Below are 20578 nucleotides of genomic sequence, written 5' to 3'. Positions count from 1 at the left end.
AATGTCTGAACTACAAAACACCTTATGAAGCTTTTGAAGAGCTAACTGGGGTAGATATAAAAAATTTACTGGGTTATGCACTTATGACTTGAATTCAGGCAATTCAAGTATTGGCAATTATCAAGTTTTGTGGAAGCAAATTAATCGCGTAATCGTAGCTAAAGCCACTCCCACAGAATAATGGCTCTATGGATTTAAATACTTATAAACACCCAAAGCAACCACCAACAAAACGACAACAAACCAGCCAATAATATCCATATATTGACGTAATTTTGACTCAAAGCGTTCGCCTCCCCATGCTAGTAAGCCTGCCACTAAGAAAAATCGCGCACCACGTCCAAAAAAAGAAGCTAAGACAAAAGGTAAAAAAAGCATAGATAAAGTACCTGCCGCAATGGTAAATACCTTATAAGGAATAGGTGAAAAACCAGCAATAAAAATAGCCCAAAAACCCCAGTCCTTGAACCACTGCTCCGCTAATTGGTATTTAGACCAATAATGCGTGCCCTCTAGCCAAGGTTGAATCATGTCAAATAAAAAATAACCAATAGCATACCCTAGCATTCCACCAAGAACAGAAGCTATAGTGGTAATAAGTGCTAAACGCCATGCTTTTTCTTGTTGTGCGAGAACCATAGGTGCCAACATTACATCTGGAGGCACGGGGAAAAACGAAGACTCAGCAAAACTTAAAGCCGCTAAATATTTAGTGGCGTGCCGGTGTTTGGAAAACTGAATAACTTTATCATATAGTTTTTTAAACATTATTTCTTACCCGATAAAAAAGGCACAAAACTCACCGGCTCTAAAGACTCTATTTCATACCCCGTTCGCGTACGAATAACCCTTTGCAACTCTTGCACACCTCGCTCTTTACCAATAGGAATCAGCATAATTCCGCCTACAGCCATTTGATCTAACAATGCCTGTGGAATTTCTGGCGGCGCTGCTGCCACTAAAATCCCATCATACGGTGCTTTTTCCGGCCAGCCCCAACCGCCATCACTGTGCAAATAACTCACATTACGCACTTGTAAATCCCACAGTCTATTTTTTGCTTGCTTATAGAGTGGCTCAATACGCTCAACTGAATATACATGATCCACTAATTGCGCCAAAACAGCTGTCTGATAGCCACAGCCCGTACCAATCTCCAATACATTTTTCATATGCCGATGATCGAGTAGTAATTCAGTCATTTTGGCTACAATATAAGGTTGCGAAATTGTTTGCCCGTAGCCTATAGGCAAAGCTGTATCTTCATAAGCTCGGCTCGCTAACGCATCATCCATAAATAAATGCCGTGGCACATTACGCATGGCATCCAAAATTTTATGACTACTGATACCCTGCTCAACCAAACGATCAATCATACGTTCACGCGTACGGCGAGAGGTCATACCAATCCCTTCTGTTTGTAATAAAGCTTTCATGCAGGTAACCAGTCCTTAATCATATCCAGTGCGTCATAACGCGTTAAATCTAATTGTAATGGTGTCACAGATACATAGCCTTGGCTAACTGCGTAAAAATCCGTTCCCGGACCAGCATCTTGCTCAGCACCTGGTGGCCCAACCCAATAAATAGCACGCCCTCTTGGATCTTGGCTTTGAATAACTGGCTCGGCTTTATGCCTTTGACCCAAACGCGTGGATTGAAAGCCCTTAATCTCTGACCATGGTAAATCAGGCACATTGACATTTAATAAAATATCTTTTGCCAAAGGTTGATCTAATAATCGTTGTAAAATAATCTGAGCGACGTTAACCGCTGATGCAAAATGCTGTGGATTACTACTAACCATAGACATAGCGACAGCTGGCAAACCTAAAAATCGCCCTTCTGTTGCCGCAGCAACCGTCCCCGAATAGAGCACATCATCCCCTAAATTCGCACCATGATTAATGCCCGCAAACACCATATCTGGCTCTTCTTTTAACAAGCCAGTAATCGCTAAGTGCACGCAATCAGTCGGCGTACCATCCACTTTAATAAAGCCATTGGCCATTTCATGCGCACGCAAGGGCATTTCTAAGGTTAAAGAATTACTTGCAGCACTGCGGTTTTTATCCGGTGCTACTACGGAAATATCGGCAAATGAGCGTAAGCCATCCGCCAGCGCAATCAAGCCTTGCGCCAAATATCCATCATCATTACTCAGCAGAATATGCATTTATTCATTAAACTCTATAAAATCAATTATATTAGCAATTAAACTGACAAAAAACAGCTCACGTGACCAATAAAACTGTAAAAAAAGAAGATAGCCACTTATTTCTTGAGGCCATTGGTAAAGTAAGTCCAATTAAATCGGATAAACATACCTTAGCGCCCACACAAAAACCTAAACCCTACCCGAAGAAAAACACCGCGCAGATTACCAATAAATTAACGCTTACACCATCAGAATCTGTTGATGCCTTATATGCTGAAGACACGTTAAGCTATACCGCACCAGGACTACAAAAAAATGTCCTAAAAAAAATGCGTCGCGGCCATTATGGGCTCGATGCTGAATTAGACCTGCATGGATTAACCAGCGCAGCAGCCAAACGAGAACTTATTAAATTTCTACATTTTTGCGAACAAGATGGCTACCGTTGCGTACGCATTATTCATGGTAAAGGCTACCGCTCAGAAAATAATTTACCCGTGCTAAAAAATGACATCAATATATGGTTAAGACAACACCAAGAAGTACAAGCATTTTGCTCCACCGCACAAAAAGATGGCGGTGCTGGCGCTGTTTTTGTCTTACTACGTTTATCTGATAAATACGGCGATCAGGATGACACCCAATACTAAACGATACCAAACGAAAGGCATCATGCCAATTTTATTAAGTAACCTTAAAAACCAAGAAATACTAAGATAAGCAACGACCGCAGAAGCCACTGCGCCAATCGACATAAAATCCCAGCTGACAGCCACATCTGACTGATATAATTCCAAAGCTTTTAAAGAGCCAGCTAAAGCAATCACCGGGATAGATAATAAAAAAGAAAACTTAGCTGCATTTTCACGCGTTAAGCCCAATAGCAAGCCAGCCGTAATAGTAATGCCTGAGCGTGATGTCCCTGGAATTAAAGCAATAGCCTGAAATAGACCAACCATAATCGCATCCACCAAAGTAATCTTAGTTCGCTGTTCTTTAGCGCGTTTTTCTGCCCACCATAAGAGTAATGCAAAGATAATAGTTGCGCCTGCAATAACTAAAGGTGAGCGTAATGCCTCCTGCATTGCATCAGATAAACCTATACCAACCAGGCCAACAGGAATTGTCCCTAACCCCACATACCATGCTAATTGAGCATCATCAGTAAAACCCTTGCCCATTAAAGACCCCAGCCATGCACTCATAATCTTAGCTAAATCTTTACGGTAATAAACAACAACGGCCGTTAAAGTTCCAACATGTACTGCCACATCAAACGCTAAACCTTGATCTTCCCAACCCAATAAGACTGGCAATAAAATTAAATGTGCCGAACTAGAAATAGGTAAAAATTCCGTCAATCCCTGTAAAACAGCTAAAGCAAGTGCCTGAAAAATATCCATTAAAAATACCCTGATAGAATAATCATAAAAAACAGTGATAAAATAAAAATCTATTTTACCTTTATTACTTTCCAGTGATTAACATTATGAATAAAAAAGTTTTCTTATTAAGCGCAATACTACTTAGTAGCACACTATTAACTGCCTGCTCAACTCTAACTTTATCAGAAAAGTCAGTAGAAAATACGATAGCAACAGATACGAATACTATTGTTATGAACAGTTATCCAACTCGTGACCGCGTAGAATATGTATTTAATTGCATTGCTAAACATGGCGGAAAATTAGACTATATCGTGCAGTATGCTTGTGGCTGTAAGATCGACAAGATTGCTGAAAAATTAACTTTCGCAGAATACGAAGCTGCCTCTACTTTTACCATGTTGCGTAGCACGCCCGGTGAAAATGGTTCCGTTTTTCGTGACCCAGCGCAATCTAAAGATTTGCGCACACGCTTAAAAGAAGCTGAGGCTTATGCAGAAAAAAGTTGCTTTGTAAAATAAGAAAACTATAAGGGGGCAGTGCTTCAAGCTATATTCAATGCACTGTTCCCCCATGAGCAAAGCCTCGTATGACTCATGCCCTAATGACATCAAGCACGCTAGGCTGTACGCTTATTTTTATACCAAAAAACACCTAATAAAATTAATACTAGACTGAAAATTACCATATTGCCTTGCTTAATATAATCAATAACAGTTTCACCGTAATAATAATATAAGCTGAAGAAGCTAACACTAGAGATAGTACAAGCAAGCCAATCAGATAACGCGAATTTTGTGAAATTCATTTTACCTAGTCCAGCGGTTAGAAATAACGCATTTCTGACACCAAAGGGAATAAAACGTCCTATAATTAATGTTATCATGCCATATTTCTGATAATAGGCTGAAATTTTAGCAACCCTCTCAGGCGGAGCCATGCTAGCAAAAAATTTAATTTTCAATAACTTAGGGCCCACCTTTCGACCCAGGCCATAACAAATTAAATCAGAAAAATAAGCACCTAAATAAACACCAAAAAATAACTGCACTAAGTATTCAGGGTGATTGCTTGCCAAAATAGCGGCTATAAATAGCATTGCATCTTCTGAAACGGGTATATTTAAGCCAGCCAAAAGCAAAGTGCCAAAAATAATAAAAGGCGCATATTGAATGTTAGCCTGAATAATTTGAATCAGTTCTTCCATTAGCTCTCTCTGTTTAATCTAAGTATCTGCAGGAATTGACAGTATTACAAGGTGTAATAAGGAATGCTAGGTAAAAAAGTGGGAGCAGCTTTAGCCACGATGTCGCGACTAAAGCTGCTCCCACAAAACAGTTATAACCCCATGCGATTAGGTGCGCTTCCTAAGCAGGCATTGAATCAATAACACTAACTAGCAACCGTTCTATACGCTGAATTGAAATATAATAAAGGCTCACCCTCATTACATTGAGAACTTTGAATTTCACCGATAATCACCCAGTGCGTCCCCGCTTTAACTTGCTGCACTACCGTACATTCAAGGCTTGCTAAACAGTTTTCAAAAACTGGTTGGCCTAATTCCCCTTCATACCAAGCAGTATTAGCAAAACGCTCTTCCATACTACTACCACCGGCAAATTGATTGGATACTTGCTCTTGAGCTGCCGTTAGAATATTCACGGCAAATTTTTTACTTTCTAAAATAGCAGCTCCCGTTTCTGACGTTTCATTGAGACAGACTAAAATTTGTGGCGGATCCATTGATACGCTGGCAAAGGAGGTTGCAGTCATACCTTGCTCTCCTTTAGAAGAATTTGCAGTTACCACTGAAACACCACTTGCCCAAAGTTTAAGTGCATTTTTAAATTCTTGATTATTAATCGCCATAACTCACCTCTTTTTAAATATTTGTTACTTATAACCTAAGTGTAAAATTCATACTTAGCACCGAATAAACCTGTGTTACTGCTTTATTCTTAATTGCATAATTTAATCACAAGACAGAGTTAAGGTATAATCATTTCACAATTTGATCAGGGACTATGATCTTATCAACAAACAACCCATTCCACTTACAAATAAATATACTTGGAGATGTTTATGCCCATAAAGAAAATGGCTGATTTAGATTTAAAAGGGAAGCGCATTTTAATTCGTCAGGACCTTAACGTACCTGTTAAAGACGGAAAAGTGACCAGTGATATTCGTATTCGTGCCAGTATTCCTGCCATTGAATTAGCATTAAAAGCCAATGCAGCCGTTATGCTAATGTCTCACTTAGGTCGCCCGACAGAAGGCGAGTTTGATAGCAATGCTTCATTACAACCTGTTGCGCAACGCTTATCTGAACTGTTAAATAAACCAGTACGTTTACAAAAAGACTGGATTGATGGCATAGATATTCAACCAGGCGAAGTGGTTTTATGCGAAAACGTTCGCTTTAATATTGGTGAAGGTAAAGATAGCGCTGAGCTCGGCAAGAAAATAGCTGCTTTATGTGATATTTTTGTCATGGATGCTTTCGGTACCGCTCATAGAGCCCAAGCCTCAACACATAGTGTTATTAAATATGCCAAAGTTGCTTGCGCTGGACCTTTATTATCAGCTGAACTTGATGCACTGGGTAAATCATTAAGTCACCCTGAAAAACCGCTTATGGCGATTGTTGGTGGCTCTAAAGTTTCCACTAAATTAACCGTTTTAAAATCACTTGCAGAAAAAGTAGACCAACTTATTGTAGGCGGTGGAATTGCCAACACCTTTATTGCAGCAGCGGGTTATTCAGTAGGAAAATCCCTTTATGAAGCGGACTTAGTCGATGACGCAAAAGCATTAATTGCTGCTGCAAAAGTCAATAATTCAGATATACCTATTCCTGTTGACGTTGTCTGTGCAAAAGAATTTTCTGATACTGCTGTCGCTACTGTTAAAAAAGTAACGGATATTGCCGATGACGATATGATTTTAGATATTGGCCCTGAAACAGCAAAACAATATGCTGAAAAATTAGCCACGGCAAAAACTATTGTTTGGAATGGCCCTGTAGGTGTTTTTGAAATTGAGCAATTTGCTAATGGCACAAAAGTATTGGCGCACGCCATTGCTGATAGCAGCGCTTACTCTATTGCTGGTGGTGGCGACACCTTAGCAGCGATTGATAAATATGCAATTAACGATAAAATTTCTTACACTTCAACGGGGGGTGGCGCTTTCTTAGAGTTCCTAGAAGGCAAAGAGTTACCGGCAATTACAGCACTCGAAGCTAAAAGTTAGAAATTATATCAGCGGCGTGAAATTAAATAGGTTAGCTTTTGAGCTTCGCTACTGAAGCTCCCAACCCGCGTATTGCTATCCCTATAATTTCCCGCCCACCCATATATTTGTAGCACAAAACGATCATTGTAAAAAATATTGCCTGAAATATTTATAGGCCTTAGCACAAATTACACTCCCTAAGCACTAAAAAATATCTTATAATACCTAGCTGAATTTTATTAAATCCATATAAAGGTTTAAAAATGGCAAGAGTTACCGTTGAAGATTGTTTAGATAATGTTGGCAACCGTTTTGAGTTAGTATTACTCGCAGCAAAAAGGGCGCGCCAACTAGAAAAAGGGGCTGAAGAATTTGTTCCGCGCGGCAAAGACAAAGTAACTGTTATCGCACTACGTGAAATTGCTGAAGGGCATGTCACCAATGAAAATATCGATATGTTACATCAAGTTGGAGAACCTTCCGATAATTACTTCTCATCACTCTAACCAATGAATGCTCAGGCCACTACATCTATTCCAAGTACCCCTGATAGTCCTGAGCACATTCTGTTTACTCAACTGAGTGCGCTACTCAGTGAATATTTAGAACCTCCCCAGCTTAAACAAGTTCAACAAGCTTACCAGTTTGGCGAACAACATCACTTAGGTCAATTCCGAAAAAGTGGTGAAGCTTATATTTGTCATCCTCTCGCTGTCGCAATTTCTCTCGCAAAAATGCGTATGGATGTACATGGCATTATGGCCGCCATTCTGCATGATGTCATTGAAGATACCGATGCTAGCAAACAAGATATCATAGAATTATTTGGTGATGATGTTGCCGAATTGGTCGATGGTGTCACTAAACTAACTCAATTAAATAGTATCACTAAAGCAGAAGCACAAGCAGAAAACGTACGTAAAATGTGCTTAGCGATGACTAAAGATTTACGCGTTATTATGGTCAAACTCGCTGACCGTTTACATAACATGAAAACATTAGGCGTAATGCGCCCTGATAAGAAATTTCGTATTGCCAAAGAAACACTAGATATTTACACGCCTATTGCTAATCGCTTAGGTATGAATAAGATTCGCCATCAGTTAGAGTCGCTCTGCTTTGAAGCGATGTACCCTATGCGTCATCGTATTCTAAAAGAAGCGATCAAAAAAGCACGCGGTCACCGCAAAGAAATCATTGAAACCATTAACAACTCAATACGAAACCGCCTAGAACAAGCCGAAGTTGTTTGCGAAGTACATGGCCGAGAAAAACACCTCTATAGCATTTATAATAAAATGCACCTGAAAAAACTTTCTTTCTCAGATATTTTTGATGTTTACGCTTTCAGAATTCACTGTGAAGATGTAGATACCTGCTACCGTATTTTAGGCATTGTACATAACCTATTCAATCCTATCCCAGGGAAATTTAAAGATTATATCGCCTTACCAAAAGCAAATGGTTACCAATCCTTACATACAGTTTTAATAGGCCCTTACGGTGTACCTATTGAAATACAAATCCGTACCCATCAAATGCACCGTATGTCAGAATCTGGTATTGCTGCGCACTGGTTATATAAATCTGAAAATGGTGAAAATACCAACTCCAAAACACGTGCAGCAGAGTGGGTACATGATTTACTAGAAATTCAAAAAACAGCAGGTAATTCACTCGATTTCATCGAAAGCTTAAAAATCGACTTATTTCCACAAGAAATTTTCGTTTTTACCCCACAGGGTAATATCATAAAACTACCACGCAAAGCGAGCATTGTTGACTTTGCTTATGCTGTGCATACTGATATAGGCAACTCCTGTGTTTCTGCACGCATTAATAAACGACTCGTTCCTTTGCAGTCCCAACTGGATAATGGCGTAACAGTAGAGGTGATTACAGCATCTTGGGCACGCCCCAACCCACTGTGGCTTAATTACGTTATAACCACTAAAGCGCGTACTGGTATTCGCTCATATCTCAAGCATTTCAAACAACAGGAAGCAATTAATTTAGGTCGCCGCCTATTAGAAAAAGAATTATCTGACCTTGGTAAGCACGTAGATGACATTACTGAAGAAATGCAAGCCCAGCTATTGACGGCACTAAAATACACAACGATGGATAACTTACTAAGCGACATCGGCTTAGGCAATAAAATGCCATTTTTAGTCGCTAAGCAGCTCAACCAAGAAGATATTCATGCCCAAATAAAACTAAACGACAACGAAACACGCAAGGAAAGTCCTCTTATTATTAAGGGAACTGAAGGCATGATCGTTACTTTAGCAAAATGTTGCCGACCTATTCCTGGTGATCCAATCATTGGCTACTTTAACCCCGGAAAAGGTATTGTTGTCCACAATCATGAGTGCCACAACACGCCAGACGGGCGTAAAAGACAAACCGACTGGCTAGAAGTTGAATGGTGTCCTGAAGCTTCGGGCGACTACCCTGCAGAAATACGTATCGAACTCGAAAACAGACGCGGTACATTAGCAACTATTGCCTCGACCATATCACAAATGGACTCCAACATAGAAAACGTCTATATTGCTGACCAAGATGCTCGTGTATCCGTTGATCTTGTTACTCTAACAGTAAAAGATAGAAAACATTTAGCTAATATTATGCGCCAATTAAAAAAATTACCTATTGTCTTAAAAATCACTCGAACAAAAGCCTAAGGAGTTACTCATGGAAAAACAAATCATTCAAACAGATGCTGCACCACAAGCAATAGGCACATACTCACAAGCGATTAAGGTTGATAATACTGTCTATTTATCAGGTCAAATCCCGCTAGACCCAGCAACGATGGAAATAGTGAGTGGTGATATTAGCGTACATATCCGGCGTGTTTTTGATAACTTACAAGCCGTCGCACAAGCAGCAGGCGGTGATTTAGCTGACATTGTTAAACTGAATGTATTTTTAACTGATTTAGCGCATTTTCCTATTGTTAATGAGATCATGGGGCAGTACTTCACACAACCCTACCCTGCACGCGCAGCGGTTGGTGTTGCCGCTTTACCTAAAGGTGTTGGTATAGAAATGGATGCCATTATGATTTTAAGAGCACCTGAATATCATTAAATATTGCTGCAACGAACTGGCATAGTCCGCTGCTAACCCCAATGCTGTTGACTTAAGAGTAAGGGATCAAAATTTAATCATATCCGCAAGCACTGCCAGTCCCTTGAGGACTGGTAGTGCTACATAACCTAAAGTTTTGGGTTTTACTGAATGCGCATTCCTAAGCACCCTCGCTCAACAAGAGAGAGCTTACGTCAACAAGCATTGACGGCTAATTCCCTCGCATATACTCATATACTTTACCCCTAAAAATATGGACTCACAGGACACCCTAAATCAGTCAGTCGCATCATTAAAAGGTATTGGTGGGCAATCTGTAGTCCGTTTAGAAAAATTAGACATACGTCGTATCTGTGATTTAATTTTTCACCTCCCTTTACGCTATGAAGATCGAACCCATATTCAAGCGATAAATTCCCTTAACCCTGGCTCTCACGCATTAATCTGTGCCCGCGTTATTTCCAGCACTATTCTCGACCGTGGGCGGCGTTCATTAGTCTGCCAAATTACCGATGATACTGGCTACTTAAGCTTACGTTTTTTTCATTTTAGCGCTAGCCAACACAACAACTTGAGCCCAGGCACTCTATTGAGTTGTTTCGGTGAAATAAAAGATGGCTACTCGGGCTATGAAATGATTCACCCCGAATACAAAATCATCAAAAATCCAGAAGATTGTATTACCAATGATACCTTAAGTGCTATTTACCCTCTTACTGAAGGGTTACGTCAATCCAGCATTAGAAAAGCGGTACAACAAGCATTAACTTTATATAACAATAACACTGAAGCATTACCGGACTTACTTCCCAGCGCTTTATTAAATCGTTATAACTATCCCAGCCTTGATCAAGCATTAAATACATTACATATGCCCGCTGCGGGAGTTTCTGTTGATACCCTACAAAACGGTCAAAACCCAGCTTTAACGCGCCTTGCATTTGAAGAATTTATTGCTCACCAGCTCAGTCAATTACATAAAAAAAAGAGCGAGCAACATTGGCAAGCACCCTTATTAAAAAGCACACAACAGCAGAGCAAGCAATTCCTCGATGGCTTACCGTTTCAACTAACCAAAGCACAGCAACGCGTTATTCAAGAAATAAAAGCCGACTGTAGCAAAAACAGTCCTATGCTACGCCTAGTTCAAGGCGATGTTGGCTCTGGAAAAACCGTCGTTTCTGCTTATGCCGCTTTACTGGCACTTAGTAGCAATTACCAAATTGCTATTATGGCGCCAACCGAATTATTGGCCGAACAACATTTACGCAATTTTAGTCAGTGGTTTAAAAGTTTTGACACGCAAATTATCTATTTAACTGGGCAACTTAAAGGTAAAAAACGCGAACATGCTTTAACAGCTATCAATGATGGGAGTGCCGGCCTGATTATTGGCACTCATGCTTTATTTCAAGATGCGGTGAATTTTGCTCGCTTAGGCTTGATTATTATTGATGAGCAACATCGTTTCGGCGTTAATCAACGTATGGCTTTAAGAGATAAAGGGCACAATAATAATAGTAAGCCACATCAGTTAATTATGACCGCAACCCCCATCCCTAGAACCTTAGCCATGCTGAATTATGCAGATCTGGATATTTCAATTATTGATGAATTACCACCCGGTAGAATTCCAGTCGTCACACGTGCTATTGCTTCTGAACGTCGACCGGAGATTATTGCCAAAATTACTAACTGGGTTAAGCAAGGGCGACAAGCCTACTGGGTTTGTACTTTAATTGAAGAATCAGAAGTATTACAATGTGAAGCTGCCGAAGATACTGCAACCATGCTTGCTGAAATGCTACCGCATGTACGCATAGGTTTAGTGCATGGCCGCATGAAAGCAACAGAGAAAGACCAAGTCATGCAGGCCTTTAAAGCGCACAAGCTGGATTTATTAGTTGCCACCACAGTGATTGAAGTCGGGGTTGATGTCCCAAACGCGGGGTTAATGATTATTGAAAACCCTGAACGCCTAGGCTTATCTCAACTCCACCAATTACGCGGCCGCGTTGGGCGTAGCACTGAAAATAGCTTTTGCATTCTTATGTATCAATCCCCGTTATCCAAAACCGCAGGCGAGCGCCTTAATATATTAAGAGAAACTAGCGATGGTTTTCTTATTGCAGAAAAAGACTTAGAATTACGTGGCCCTGGAGAAATGATGGGGACCAAACAAACCGGTCAACTGCAATTTAAAATAGCCAATTTAGAACGTGATGCCGCCTTATTAGAGGACGTTAGTGCTGCGGTTAAAATTATTCAAGAAACTTGCCCAGAAAATATTCAGCCTCTCATTGAGCGCTGGCTAGGTACCACCACCAAATATGCAGAGGTTTAACTCGATTGCGCAATATAAGTAGTTTATACAGCAAAGAACCCACCTGGTTTTGTAATCGCTTAAGAAGTCGTTTAAATATTCCCAATAATGCTGCTTCATGGGTTTTTGAGGCTGGCTCGATTACTCAGCGCTTAAGAAATTACTACGGCCAGCACGTGCGTGTGCAAGTATTAAACAACACTTGGCAGCGCTCATTTATATCAGAAAGTCGACTACTAAAATTACCTCAAGCAAAATATTCACTAACTCGTGAAGTGCTATTACTGGTTGATGATACACCGCTAGTACTTGCGCGTACTATATTGCCTAAACGTACAATTCAAAGCGCACAGCACAACTTATCACATTTAGGTTCACGCCCTTTAGGTGAGGTTATTTTTTCTTACCCAAAGCTCGAACGTTTAGCGCTAGAAATCAGTCATGTTTCTCATCGCGCATGGCACCCTGAAATACAACAGTTAACCCAAATACAGCAGCCCTTATGGGGACGTAGAACGATTTATGCTATTCACCATCACCCAATGCTCGTTAGTGAATTCTTTTTACCCGAAATTTTAAATCATTAAAGAAGGATAATATGCGCTACTTACACACTATGGTCAGAGTAAAAGACTTAACCGCCTCACTGCATTTTTATTGCGCTCAACTCGGCTTACAAGAAACGCAGCGCATAGAAAATGAAGCAGGTCGTTATACTTTAGTTTATTTAAATGCACCAGGAGATGCTGAACAAGCAAAAAGTAACCACTCACCCTTACTGGAGCTAACCTATAACTGGGATACCGAAGATTATACCGGCGGTCGCAACTTTGGCCATTTAGCTTTTGAAGTAGATAATATTTATAGTTTTTGCCAAGACTTACTAGACAAAGGCATTATTATTAACCGTCCACCGCGCGATGGTTATATGGCATTTATTCGCTCGCCCGATGAAATTTCTATTGAATTACTACAAAAAGGTAACCGACTGCCACCTGCCGAACCTTGGGCATCCATGCAAAGCACTGGATCTTGGTAGTTTGTCTGATTTAAAAAAACACCCTACCGAGAAAAATCTATTAACTTCCATTCTCACAAAAAAAACGCCGAATGCAAATAATGCATTCGGCGTTATAAAGTATAAATATGATAACGAGGAGAAATCATAATTTATTGGTACAACAAGGAGAATAAACTACATAAAAACTTTAATTAAATTAACTTTGTAAACGTCTTGTTAGGTGCACATTACTAAAAATAGCAGCCGCGGCGAATACGACAGCTGAAATAATAAAAGCCCCTGAGATAAAACCAAAAATTCCAGTAACAAATAATAAGCCAACTAAGATATCTTTTTGTAAATCAGTCATGGTGTGTTTCCCTTAACGGTAAAAGTAATTAATTTAAGTAACTGATGCGTACTATACAGCAACATAAAGAACCTACAATATACTGAATTAGCATTAGCTTGTTTCCATAAAAGAAACAATATTCCTTGCGCTTTTATTAAGTAGTTCACGTTTTGCATTTATAAATTACCCATCAACCCTATATTAAGACTCAAGCACCGTATATGCTCAATATTATCTGGATCTTCTTTTTTATTAGTGCCTTTATCACAGCACTATTCAAGCTATTCTACTTAGGCGAGCATGCCATCTTTACTGAGTTAATGAGCGCTTTGTTTACCATGTCTAAAACGGCCTTCGAGATTTCCTTAGGTTTAACGGGGGTACTTGCCTTATGGCTAGGCATTATGCGCATAGGTGAGCGCAGTGGTTTTATCGATTTATTGACGCGCGGCTTAACGCCTTTATTTAGTAAACTAATGCCCGAAGTGCCAGCCCATCACCCGGCACTCGGTGCTATGGTTATGAATATATCCGCTAATGCACTTGGGCTAGATAATGCCGCTACACCATTGGGTATTAAAGCGATGCAGGAGTTGCAAACATTAAACCCCAATAAAGAAACTGCCAGTAATGCGCAAATTCTATTTCTGGTCATTAATACCTCAGCCGTCACTTTATTTCCCATCACTATTTTTACCTACCGTGCTCAATTAGGCGCAGCACATCCAACTGACGTATTTATTCCTATTTTATTAGCCACTTATATGTCTACACTTTGTGGCTTATTAACCGTTGCCTGGGTACAAAAACTTAACTTATGGGATAAAACTATCCTCGCCTATTTAGGCGGTTTCAGTTTATTGGTAGCGGGAATACTTTATTATTTCGCACAACTTAATCAGGAAGACATGCTTGTGCAATCCGCATTAATTAGCAACCTTATTTTATTTACTCTGATTATTATTTTTATTGCAACGGCAGTTTACAAAAGAGTCGATGCTTACCAGGCCTTTATTGAAGGCGCACAAGAAGGTTTTCAAACAGCGGTTGTTATCATTCCTTATTTAGTTGCCATGTTAGTCGCAATTGGTGTTTTTCGTGCCAGTGGCACATTAGAGCTACTGATGAATGGGTTACGTTTTGCGGTGCTACAAGCGAATTTAGACCCACGTTTTATTGATGCCATGCCAACCGCATTAATGAAACCATTTAGCGGTAGTGGCGCACGCGCAATGATGGTTGATACTATGCAAACCTTTGGTGCCGATTCCTTTGCTGGGCGTTTATCATCTATTGTGCAAGGGAGCACTGAAACGACATTTTATGTTTTGTCAGTTTACTTCGGTGCGGTAGGTATTAAAAATATTCGTCATGCGCTAACTTGTGGGATAACAGCTGATTTTGCGGGAATTATTTCTGCAATCTTTATCGCATATTGGTTTTTCGCCTGATTATCGCTTAGAAATACACACTTAATAGAGCCAGAAACTTTAGGTCATGCAGCACTGCCAGCCCTAAAAGGACTGGCAGTGCTTTCGCATATTATGAAATTTTTATTCCTTATTTTAGGAATTGACTAGATTAATTATCTACTCGGTATATAGGTTAGATTAGAAGCACCATTACTATCAAAAGCTACCTGTACCAACGGAAAAGCACTTGCATTCCATTTATAAATTGTAATCCCTGAAGATACCCCATGTAACTTCTCTTTACAGCCAATAATACTATTCACTTGATCAAGAGTCATTCCATTTTTAATTTGCTGATATTTTTCTAAAGTAATGTGCTTATCTGTACATACATCATCAACAGATCTACTATTTGAAGGGTTCTGAGAGTATCCGATAATATCAAAACTACCTGCATTATTGAGTCTTAACTGAGCATCATACACGTAACTATTACCAACTTTTACCGTGGGAATAGTTAAAATCCCAGAATCAGTATGAAACTCTGACTCTGCCACAGATGTTTCAACAAAACTAAGCGACAAAAATAGTGAGACTAAACAAAACCCTGATTTATTCACTTTTAAATTCCTTAAAATTTGATCACAATGATTTAAAATATAAAGCCGATTCAACCTATTTAAGAAGACACCCAACATCTGCATCCTAATTGATAAAGCAAAAAATATCCACTCGTAATTTAGCTGTGTGATAATAGCTGATTTTGCGGGGATTATTTCCGCAATCTTTATCGCATATTGGTTTTTCGCATCATGTTAGTTCACCTAAGAACCCTCGGTTGTCGTCTTAATGAAGCAGAATTGGAAAGTTGGGCACAAGCTTTTCAAAAAGCAGGTCACAAAATTACCCGCGAACAAAATGAAGCTCAGCTGATTATTGTTAATTCTTGCGCCGTCACACAAGATGCCGTACGCAAATCACGGCAACTTATTCGCCGCATCCATAGAGATAATCCGAGCGCAAAAATCATTGCCAGTGGTTGTTATGTCACGCTTAATACTGATGAAGCTGCACAATTATTAGGTGTCGATTTAATTGTGAGTAATCAAGATAAAGACCGTCTAGTCGAACTTGCTATGCAAGAATTAGATATTCCAACCATGCCAGCGATGTCCACCGAACCCGGTGAAACTTCTTTATTTAGTCGAGGCCGACAGCGCGCTTTTGTGAAAGTACAAGATGGCTGTCGTTACCGTTGTACCTTTTGTATTGTGACCGTTGCACGCGGTGAAGAAAAAAGTACAACAATTGAACAGATCGTTCAAGATATCAATCGACTGGTTGAACAAGGTATTAAAGAAGTTATTTTAACTGGCGTACATTTAGGCGGCTATGGCTCAGATATAGGGCAAAACTTAGCGCACCTAATCACTGATATTTTAGAACAAACCACCATCCCGCGTTTACGTTTAGGTTCTTTAGAGCCGTGGGATCTACCAGATAACTTCTTTGCTTTATTTACCAACCCACGTCTTATGCCACATTTACATTTGCCTTTGCAAAGTGGCTCAGATAGCGTTTTGAAACGTATGGCACGCCGCTGTAAAACTGAAGAGTTTACTCAGATTATTGCCGATGCGCGCGCGCAAGTACCCCATATAAATATTACTACTGATATTATTGTTGGTTTTCCAGGTGAAACAGAGCGAGAATGGCAAGATAGCTTTGCTTATATTAAAAGCATTGGGTTTGGCCATATCCACATTTTCACTTATTCGATGCGCACCGATACAAAAGCTGCAACATTGCCTGAGCAAGTACCTAATACAATTAAAAAACAACGCAGCCAACAATTACATAAACTCGCAGAAAAAATGAAACAGGACTTTTTCATTCAAAACCAAGGGCATACTTTTAAGATTTTATGGGAAGGTCAAAAAGAAAAAATCAACACGCAAAGCCATAAAGTGTTTGGCTACACACCCAATTATTTACGCGTTGCTACAATTATAGAGAACAGCCAGTCATTAGAAAATCAAATTTTTGAAGCTAAAATCACTGAGCTTTCTCCAGAGTATCTTTTGACGGAACTTGTTTAAGGCCATCACAGTGATAGACAAACCCCATCATCGTTTGCTTGGTTTTGGTGCTAGTTAACTGAGCATTTTCATCAAACTGCTGGTGTATATAAACAAGGTTTCCTCCCATGTCATAGGCTTTATTCTTCATTTGATTAGCCACGCCTTTATGAATATCAGCATCTGACATAAAATCACCTGAGACCATGCCCCCATCAGAAGCGGAAGTCTGCCCTATAAACTGGCAGACTTCTTTTTTAGGTTGCACATAAATCAGTTGTACAATGCTTGCACCTTCCTTTAACTCAACCGCGCAAGCACTTACCATCAAGGTAAGTAGTGGCATCATTAACTTTAACTTGAAAAATCTCAAACCACTATTATTCACCTTTTTTCTCTCATTTATTTTTTAAGTGTATTATCTTGCTTTAAGGGTTCAGACACCTTTACAAACTCATCCTGTCTAAAAAAAGCCAAAATAAGATGAGTAAGAATACTTTTTTGCTTAGTAGTAAAAATATATTGCGCATGCTCTCTACCACTTAATATTTCAAGCCTTTTGGGATTATTAGGAGCTTGATCAAAATTAGCTTTAATAGCATTAATAGAAGGCTCCTCTTCACTAGCAATAAATAATAAATAACCTTGCAACTTTTCTGGCTCAGCAATAAAAGCAGGTGATAATAAAACCATTCTATTAATATCTTTAGGTTCAGATGCTACACTCGCTTTAGCTGCCGCACTCGCTCCCATGCTTGCACCCAAAATATTAACCTGCGTGATACCCTGCTCTTTTAAAAATTGCACTGCAGCTAAAATATCTTCATATAAAGCACCCGACTTGCTCCCTAAAGTAGATTTACCATAGCCTCTGAAATTAATAGCTAAAACAGTGAAATCTTTATCAATTAAACGCTCTCGAATTTCGCCCCAACTATCTTTATCAAATACGGCACCATGAGCTAAAATAACACCTACTGGTCCTCGTAAGGTAAAGTCTGCTTGGATACTGGCATTATCAGCAGTAGAAAAAACCACCTCTTTAGCTGAAATATTTACGCTAAAAAATATGGCTACAACAACAAATATACGTATCATACAAATATCCTTTAAATGTGTAAAAATAGACACATAGCAGGCTACGCAACTATTTTTACAGCGAAGAAACTGGACAAAAAAACAAGTCTGTTTCGGAGGTTATAAAATTCTCAGCCCTTAAGCAAAACAGATAATCGAATACCCCTACCCATTCATAAATTCCTATCACTACGTCACATTAACATACATATTTAGAACAAATCACCTATTTCCTGCTAAACTTGGAACTCTTCTTATATCACTAATTTTTCATTTCTCATGACCCACTTTTCTCATCATGTCTTAGCTATTAACCAAGCAGCTGATGCAATACTGAAACATAAAGTTAATAGCTTACAGGTCATTCCTGCCGTCGCTATTAAATTGTTACGGTTAACGCATGATGAAAATGCCAATGTCGGTGATTTATCACTGTTGATAGAAACCGAGCCGACACTTACGGCAAAAGTGTTGCGTAATGTTAACTCTGCTGCCTTTGCTTTAACCCATAAAGTTACTTCAATTAAGCGTGCGGTCAATATTTTAGGCTTTTCTGCGGTACGCCAACTAGCGTTAAATCAATTATTTTATAACAAACTGATAGACCATAAATCTAAGCAACAATTTGACCAACTTTTTTTCTGGCAGCATTGTTTATTTGTCGCCTCACTCAGTCGTGCTATAGCCACCGTATTAAAACATCCAGACCCTGACCTTATTTATACAGCTGGGCTGATGCATGATATAGGTAAAATAGTATTAGAAGCACACGGTAAAGTAAGCTATAGCGACTTTATCCTAGCCTGTAAAAATGATGAGCAACCAACACTATTAGGGGAACAAGACTTCTTCGGCTTAAACCATGCGGAAATGGGCTATACATTCTGCCAACAATGGGATATTCCCGAACAAATTAGCGCTATCGTTTATTGTCATCATGAATTACCTGATGACAATAGCCCTTTTGCTATTTATAAACGCGATATTGCCATTGTTAACTTTGCTAATTATATTGCTTGGCTACAGGGTATAGGCTCTATTGCGCGTAACAACCCACCTGAACTACACTCAGAAACATCCAAATACCTTGCTATAGAAAAACTAGACTTGGAAACCTTGCTCAATCATGTTGATCGAGAAATGCAACATACCCGAGAATTTTATGGCATACAGTTCCCTAATATTAATCGTTTACGCGCTGCACTCGTGCAAACTACACTACTGCTAAGTACCCATAACAAACGTAACAGCAATGCGAGGATACACACTGATGATATTTCCATTACCAGCCTGACTACACCACACAAAAGCTTAATATCAAGCGAAATAGTTCCATGGACATTAACTGTTATTCAAAAAGATTTTGCTTTTGAACGCTTGCTTATGCTAGATATTAACCCTAAACAACGCAGCTTAGCCGCTACGTATACATGGCCAGAAACACTGGATAAAAATAGTTTACAAGCATTCAGTGTCAAACTTGATGAGCTACCCAGCACTATTTTAAGCAGCTTACGCGAACGTAACGCTATCATTATTAATACCCATAATAATAAAAATAGCTCGATCCTCAAGCAATTTGGTGTTGAAGAATTTCTTATTGTGCCAGTGCTAAGTCATAACCGACTCGTAGCGCTGCTATATGCAGATAAGCACAAAACAAATACGCCAATGACAGAATACTGCGTAAATCAAATCCTCCCTATCATTCATGAACTGGGAGTCGCCTTAGCAAACGCTAAACGCTTTGCACTAGAAAAGAAAAGAGCCGAACTCGACTCATTAACAGGTTTATTAAATAAACGCATGGTCACTGACTGTTTAACGCAAACTTTTGAGTTAAAACCTGAACAGCTAAGTAAAGTCGCTGTTGGCTTTATTGATATTGATTTCTTCAAAAAGTTTAATGATACTTGCGGCCACCAAGCGGGGGATGATGTACTCAAAATCGTTGCCCAAATTATGCGCACATTAACACGTCCTAGTGATTTTATTGGCCGTTATGGTGGCGAGGAATTTGTTTTTGTACTGCGCAATACCGACAAGCAAGGCGCTTATAGTTACGCAGAACGTATCCGCCAAGAAATTGAGCGTAAGGGCATCATTCTTAGCCAGCGTTTTCAAGGCCATACTCTCACCGTGAGTATAGGTGTTAGTTTATATAGGCCTGATTTCACCAATTACCAAGAAATGGTCGAAGTCGCTGATAGCGCAATGTATGACGCAAAGCATGATGGGCGAAACTGCATTAAAATCAAATAGCAACAACCCATATTATCAGACTCCAACCTAGAAAATACTCGACTTTTTAGGATAAAATCCAAGTTTATTTCAAGATAACAGTTAGTCCCTTTAATCTAATATCTGGAGAAGTAATCTATCCTGAATTCAAGTCATAAGTGCATAACCCAGTAAATTTTTTATATCTACCCCAGTTAGCTCTTCAAAAGCTTCATA

Annotated in this window: 22 protein-coding genes; 12 read left to right on the top strand and 10 right to left on the bottom strand. The window is 39.4% G+C overall.

What is annotated here, in order from left to right:
- Nucleotides 1–186: 186 nt before the first annotated feature.
- Genes BQ7314_RS12215 through surE form a run of 3 tightly spaced genes read right to left on the bottom strand, consistent with a single transcriptional unit; the run spans nucleotide 187 to nucleotide 2176 of the window.
- A complete protein-coding gene (locus tag BQ7314_RS12215) occupies nucleotides 187–768 on the bottom strand; it encodes a YqaA family protein (RefSeq protein WP_174483967.1) in 582 nt (193 codons plus the stop codon).
- Nucleotides 768–1436, bottom strand: a complete 669-nt coding sequence (locus BQ7314_RS12210; protein ID WP_174483966.1) for a protein-L-isoaspartate(D-aspartate) O-methyltransferase — start codon at nucleotides 1434–1436, stop codon at nucleotides 768–770. Before BQ7314_RS12210 ends, BQ7314_RS12215 begins: the two co-directional genes overlap by 1 nt.
- Nucleotides 1433–2176, bottom strand: coding sequence for a 5'/3'-nucleotidase SurE (surE, locus tag BQ7314_RS12205; protein WP_174483965.1), 744 nt, complete (start codon nucleotides 2174–2176; stop codon nucleotides 1433–1435). Before surE ends, BQ7314_RS12210 begins: the two co-directional genes overlap by 4 nt.
- 62 nt (nucleotides 2177–2238) lie before the next feature.
- Here surE and BQ7314_RS12200 point away from each other — a divergent pair, with 62 nt between their 5' ends.
- Nucleotides 2239–2808, top strand: coding sequence for a Smr/MutS family protein (locus BQ7314_RS12200; RefSeq protein ID WP_174483964.1), 570 nt, complete (start codon nucleotides 2239–2241; stop codon nucleotides 2806–2808).
- Here BQ7314_RS12200 and BQ7314_RS12195 read toward each other — a convergent pair.
- Nucleotides 2767–3561, bottom strand: a complete 795-nt coding sequence (locus BQ7314_RS12195; protein WP_174483963.1) for an undecaprenyl-diphosphate phosphatase — start codon at nucleotides 3559–3561, stop codon at nucleotides 2767–2769. The two genes, BQ7314_RS12200 and BQ7314_RS12195, sit on opposite strands and share 42 nt — an antisense overlap.
- An 86-nt stretch (nucleotides 3562–3647) precedes the next feature.
- Between BQ7314_RS12195 and BQ7314_RS12190 the strand changes: the two genes are divergently transcribed.
- On the top strand, nucleotides 3648–4064 hold the full coding sequence (locus tag BQ7314_RS12190; RefSeq protein WP_174483962.1) for a hypothetical protein: 417 nt from the start codon (nucleotides 3648–3650) through the stop codon (nucleotides 4062–4064).
- A gap of 98 nt (nucleotides 4065–4162) precedes the next feature.
- Here the strand turns inward: BQ7314_RS12190 and BQ7314_RS12185 are convergent, their stop codons facing one another.
- Nucleotides 4163–4750, bottom strand: coding sequence for a DedA family protein (locus BQ7314_RS12185; RefSeq protein ID WP_174483961.1), 588 nt, complete (start codon nucleotides 4748–4750; stop codon nucleotides 4163–4165).
- Nucleotides 4751–4935: 185 nt separating this feature from the next.
- Nucleotides 4936–5415, bottom strand: coding sequence for a flavin reductase family protein (locus tag BQ7314_RS12180; RefSeq protein WP_174483960.1), 480 nt, complete (start codon nucleotides 5413–5415; stop codon nucleotides 4936–4938).
- 213 nt (nucleotides 5416–5628) lie between these two features.
- On the opposite strand from BQ7314_RS12180, the gene BQ7314_RS12175 reads away from it, so the two are divergent.
- From BQ7314_RS12175 to BQ7314_RS12145, 7 genes are all read left to right on the top strand, one after another.
- Nucleotides 5629–6801, top strand: a complete 1173-nt coding sequence (locus tag BQ7314_RS12175) for a phosphoglycerate kinase (protein WP_174483959.1) — start codon at nucleotides 5629–5631, stop codon at nucleotides 6799–6801.
- A gap of 245 nt (nucleotides 6802–7046) precedes the next feature.
- Nucleotides 7047–7289, top strand: a complete 243-nt coding sequence (gene rpoZ, locus BQ7314_RS12170) for a DNA-directed RNA polymerase subunit omega (RefSeq protein ID WP_174483958.1) — start codon at nucleotides 7047–7049, stop codon at nucleotides 7287–7289.
- A 3-nt stretch (nucleotides 7290–7292) separates the two neighbouring features.
- Nucleotides 7293–9470: a RelA/SpoT family protein gene (locus BQ7314_RS12165; RefSeq protein ID WP_174483957.1), complete on the top strand. Its 2178-nt coding sequence runs from the start codon at nucleotides 7293–7295 to the stop codon at nucleotides 9468–9470.
- A 10-nt stretch (nucleotides 9471–9480) separates the two neighbouring features.
- Nucleotides 9481–9879: a RidA family protein gene (locus tag BQ7314_RS12160; protein WP_174483956.1), complete on the top strand. Its 399-nt coding sequence runs from the start codon at nucleotides 9481–9483 to the stop codon at nucleotides 9877–9879.
- A gap of 253 nt (nucleotides 9880–10132) precedes the next feature.
- Nucleotides 10133–12223: an ATP-dependent DNA helicase RecG gene (recG, locus tag BQ7314_RS12155; RefSeq protein WP_174483955.1), complete on the top strand. Its 2091-nt coding sequence runs from the start codon at nucleotides 10133–10135 to the stop codon at nucleotides 12221–12223.
- Between the two features lie 5 nt (nucleotides 12224–12228).
- Entirely contained in the window at nucleotides 12229–12789 is a 561-nt protein-coding gene (locus BQ7314_RS12150) for a chorismate--pyruvate lyase family protein (protein WP_174483954.1), read from the top strand.
- A gap of 11 nt (nucleotides 12790–12800) precedes the next feature.
- Nucleotides 12801–13241, top strand: coding sequence for a VOC family protein (locus BQ7314_RS12145; protein WP_174483953.1), 441 nt, complete (start codon nucleotides 12801–12803; stop codon nucleotides 13239–13241).
- 178 nt (nucleotides 13242–13419) lie between these two features.
- On the opposite strand, the gene BQ7314_RS12140 is transcribed toward BQ7314_RS12145, so the two are convergent.
- Nucleotides 13420–13572 (bottom strand): hypothetical protein, encoded by a 153-nt coding sequence (locus tag BQ7314_RS12140; RefSeq protein WP_174483952.1) that lies wholly within the window; start codon nucleotides 13570–13572, stop codon nucleotides 13420–13422.
- A 203-nt stretch (nucleotides 13573–13775) separates the two neighbouring features.
- Here BQ7314_RS12140 and BQ7314_RS12135 point away from each other — a divergent pair, with 203 nt between their 5' ends.
- A complete protein-coding gene (locus BQ7314_RS12135; RefSeq protein ID WP_174483951.1) occupies nucleotides 13776–15005 on the top strand; it encodes a nucleoside recognition domain-containing protein in 1230 nt (409 codons plus the stop codon).
- A 134-nt stretch (nucleotides 15006–15139) separates the two neighbouring features.
- Here the strand turns inward: BQ7314_RS12135 and BQ7314_RS12130 are convergent, their stop codons facing one another.
- Entirely contained in the window at nucleotides 15140–15586 is a 447-nt protein-coding gene (locus BQ7314_RS12130; protein WP_174483950.1) for a hypothetical protein, read from the bottom strand.
- A 192-nt stretch (nucleotides 15587–15778) separates the two neighbouring features.
- On the opposite strand from BQ7314_RS12130, the gene mtaB reads away from it, so the two are divergent.
- A complete protein-coding gene (gene mtaB / locus BQ7314_RS12125; protein WP_174483949.1) occupies nucleotides 15779–17065 on the top strand; it encodes a tRNA (N(6)-L-threonylcarbamoyladenosine(37)-C(2))-methylthiotransferase MtaB in 1287 nt (428 codons plus the stop codon).
- Here the strand turns inward: mtaB and BQ7314_RS12120 are convergent.
- Nucleotides 17022–17393 (bottom strand): DUF4156 domain-containing protein, encoded by a 372-nt coding sequence (locus tag BQ7314_RS12120; RefSeq protein WP_174483948.1) that lies wholly within the window; start codon nucleotides 17391–17393, stop codon nucleotides 17022–17024. The two genes, mtaB and BQ7314_RS12120, sit on opposite strands and share 44 nt — an antisense overlap.
- Before the next feature lie 53 nt (nucleotides 17394–17446).
- Nucleotides 17447–18142, bottom strand: a complete 696-nt coding sequence (locus tag BQ7314_RS12115) for an alpha/beta hydrolase (protein ID WP_174483947.1) — start codon at nucleotides 18140–18142, stop codon at nucleotides 17447–17449.
- Nucleotides 18143–18400: 258 nt separating this feature from the next.
- On the opposite strand from BQ7314_RS12115, the gene BQ7314_RS12110 reads away from it, so the two are divergent.
- Nucleotides 18401–20383, top strand: a complete 1983-nt coding sequence (locus BQ7314_RS12110; protein WP_174483946.1) for a diguanylate cyclase — start codon at nucleotides 18401–18403, stop codon at nucleotides 20381–20383.
- The last annotated feature ends 195 nt before the right edge of the window (nucleotides 20384–20578 follow it).

It is taken from the genome of methanotrophic endosymbiont of Bathymodiolus puteoserpentis (Logatchev) (genome assembly GCF_900128525.1).
In the GTDB taxonomy this organism is placed as follows: domain Bacteria; phylum Pseudomonadota; class Gammaproteobacteria; order Methylococcales; family Methylomonadaceae; genus Methyloprofundus.
Note: the sequence above shows the minus strand (reverse complement) of the source record. Positions and strands in the feature narration are given on the sequence as shown.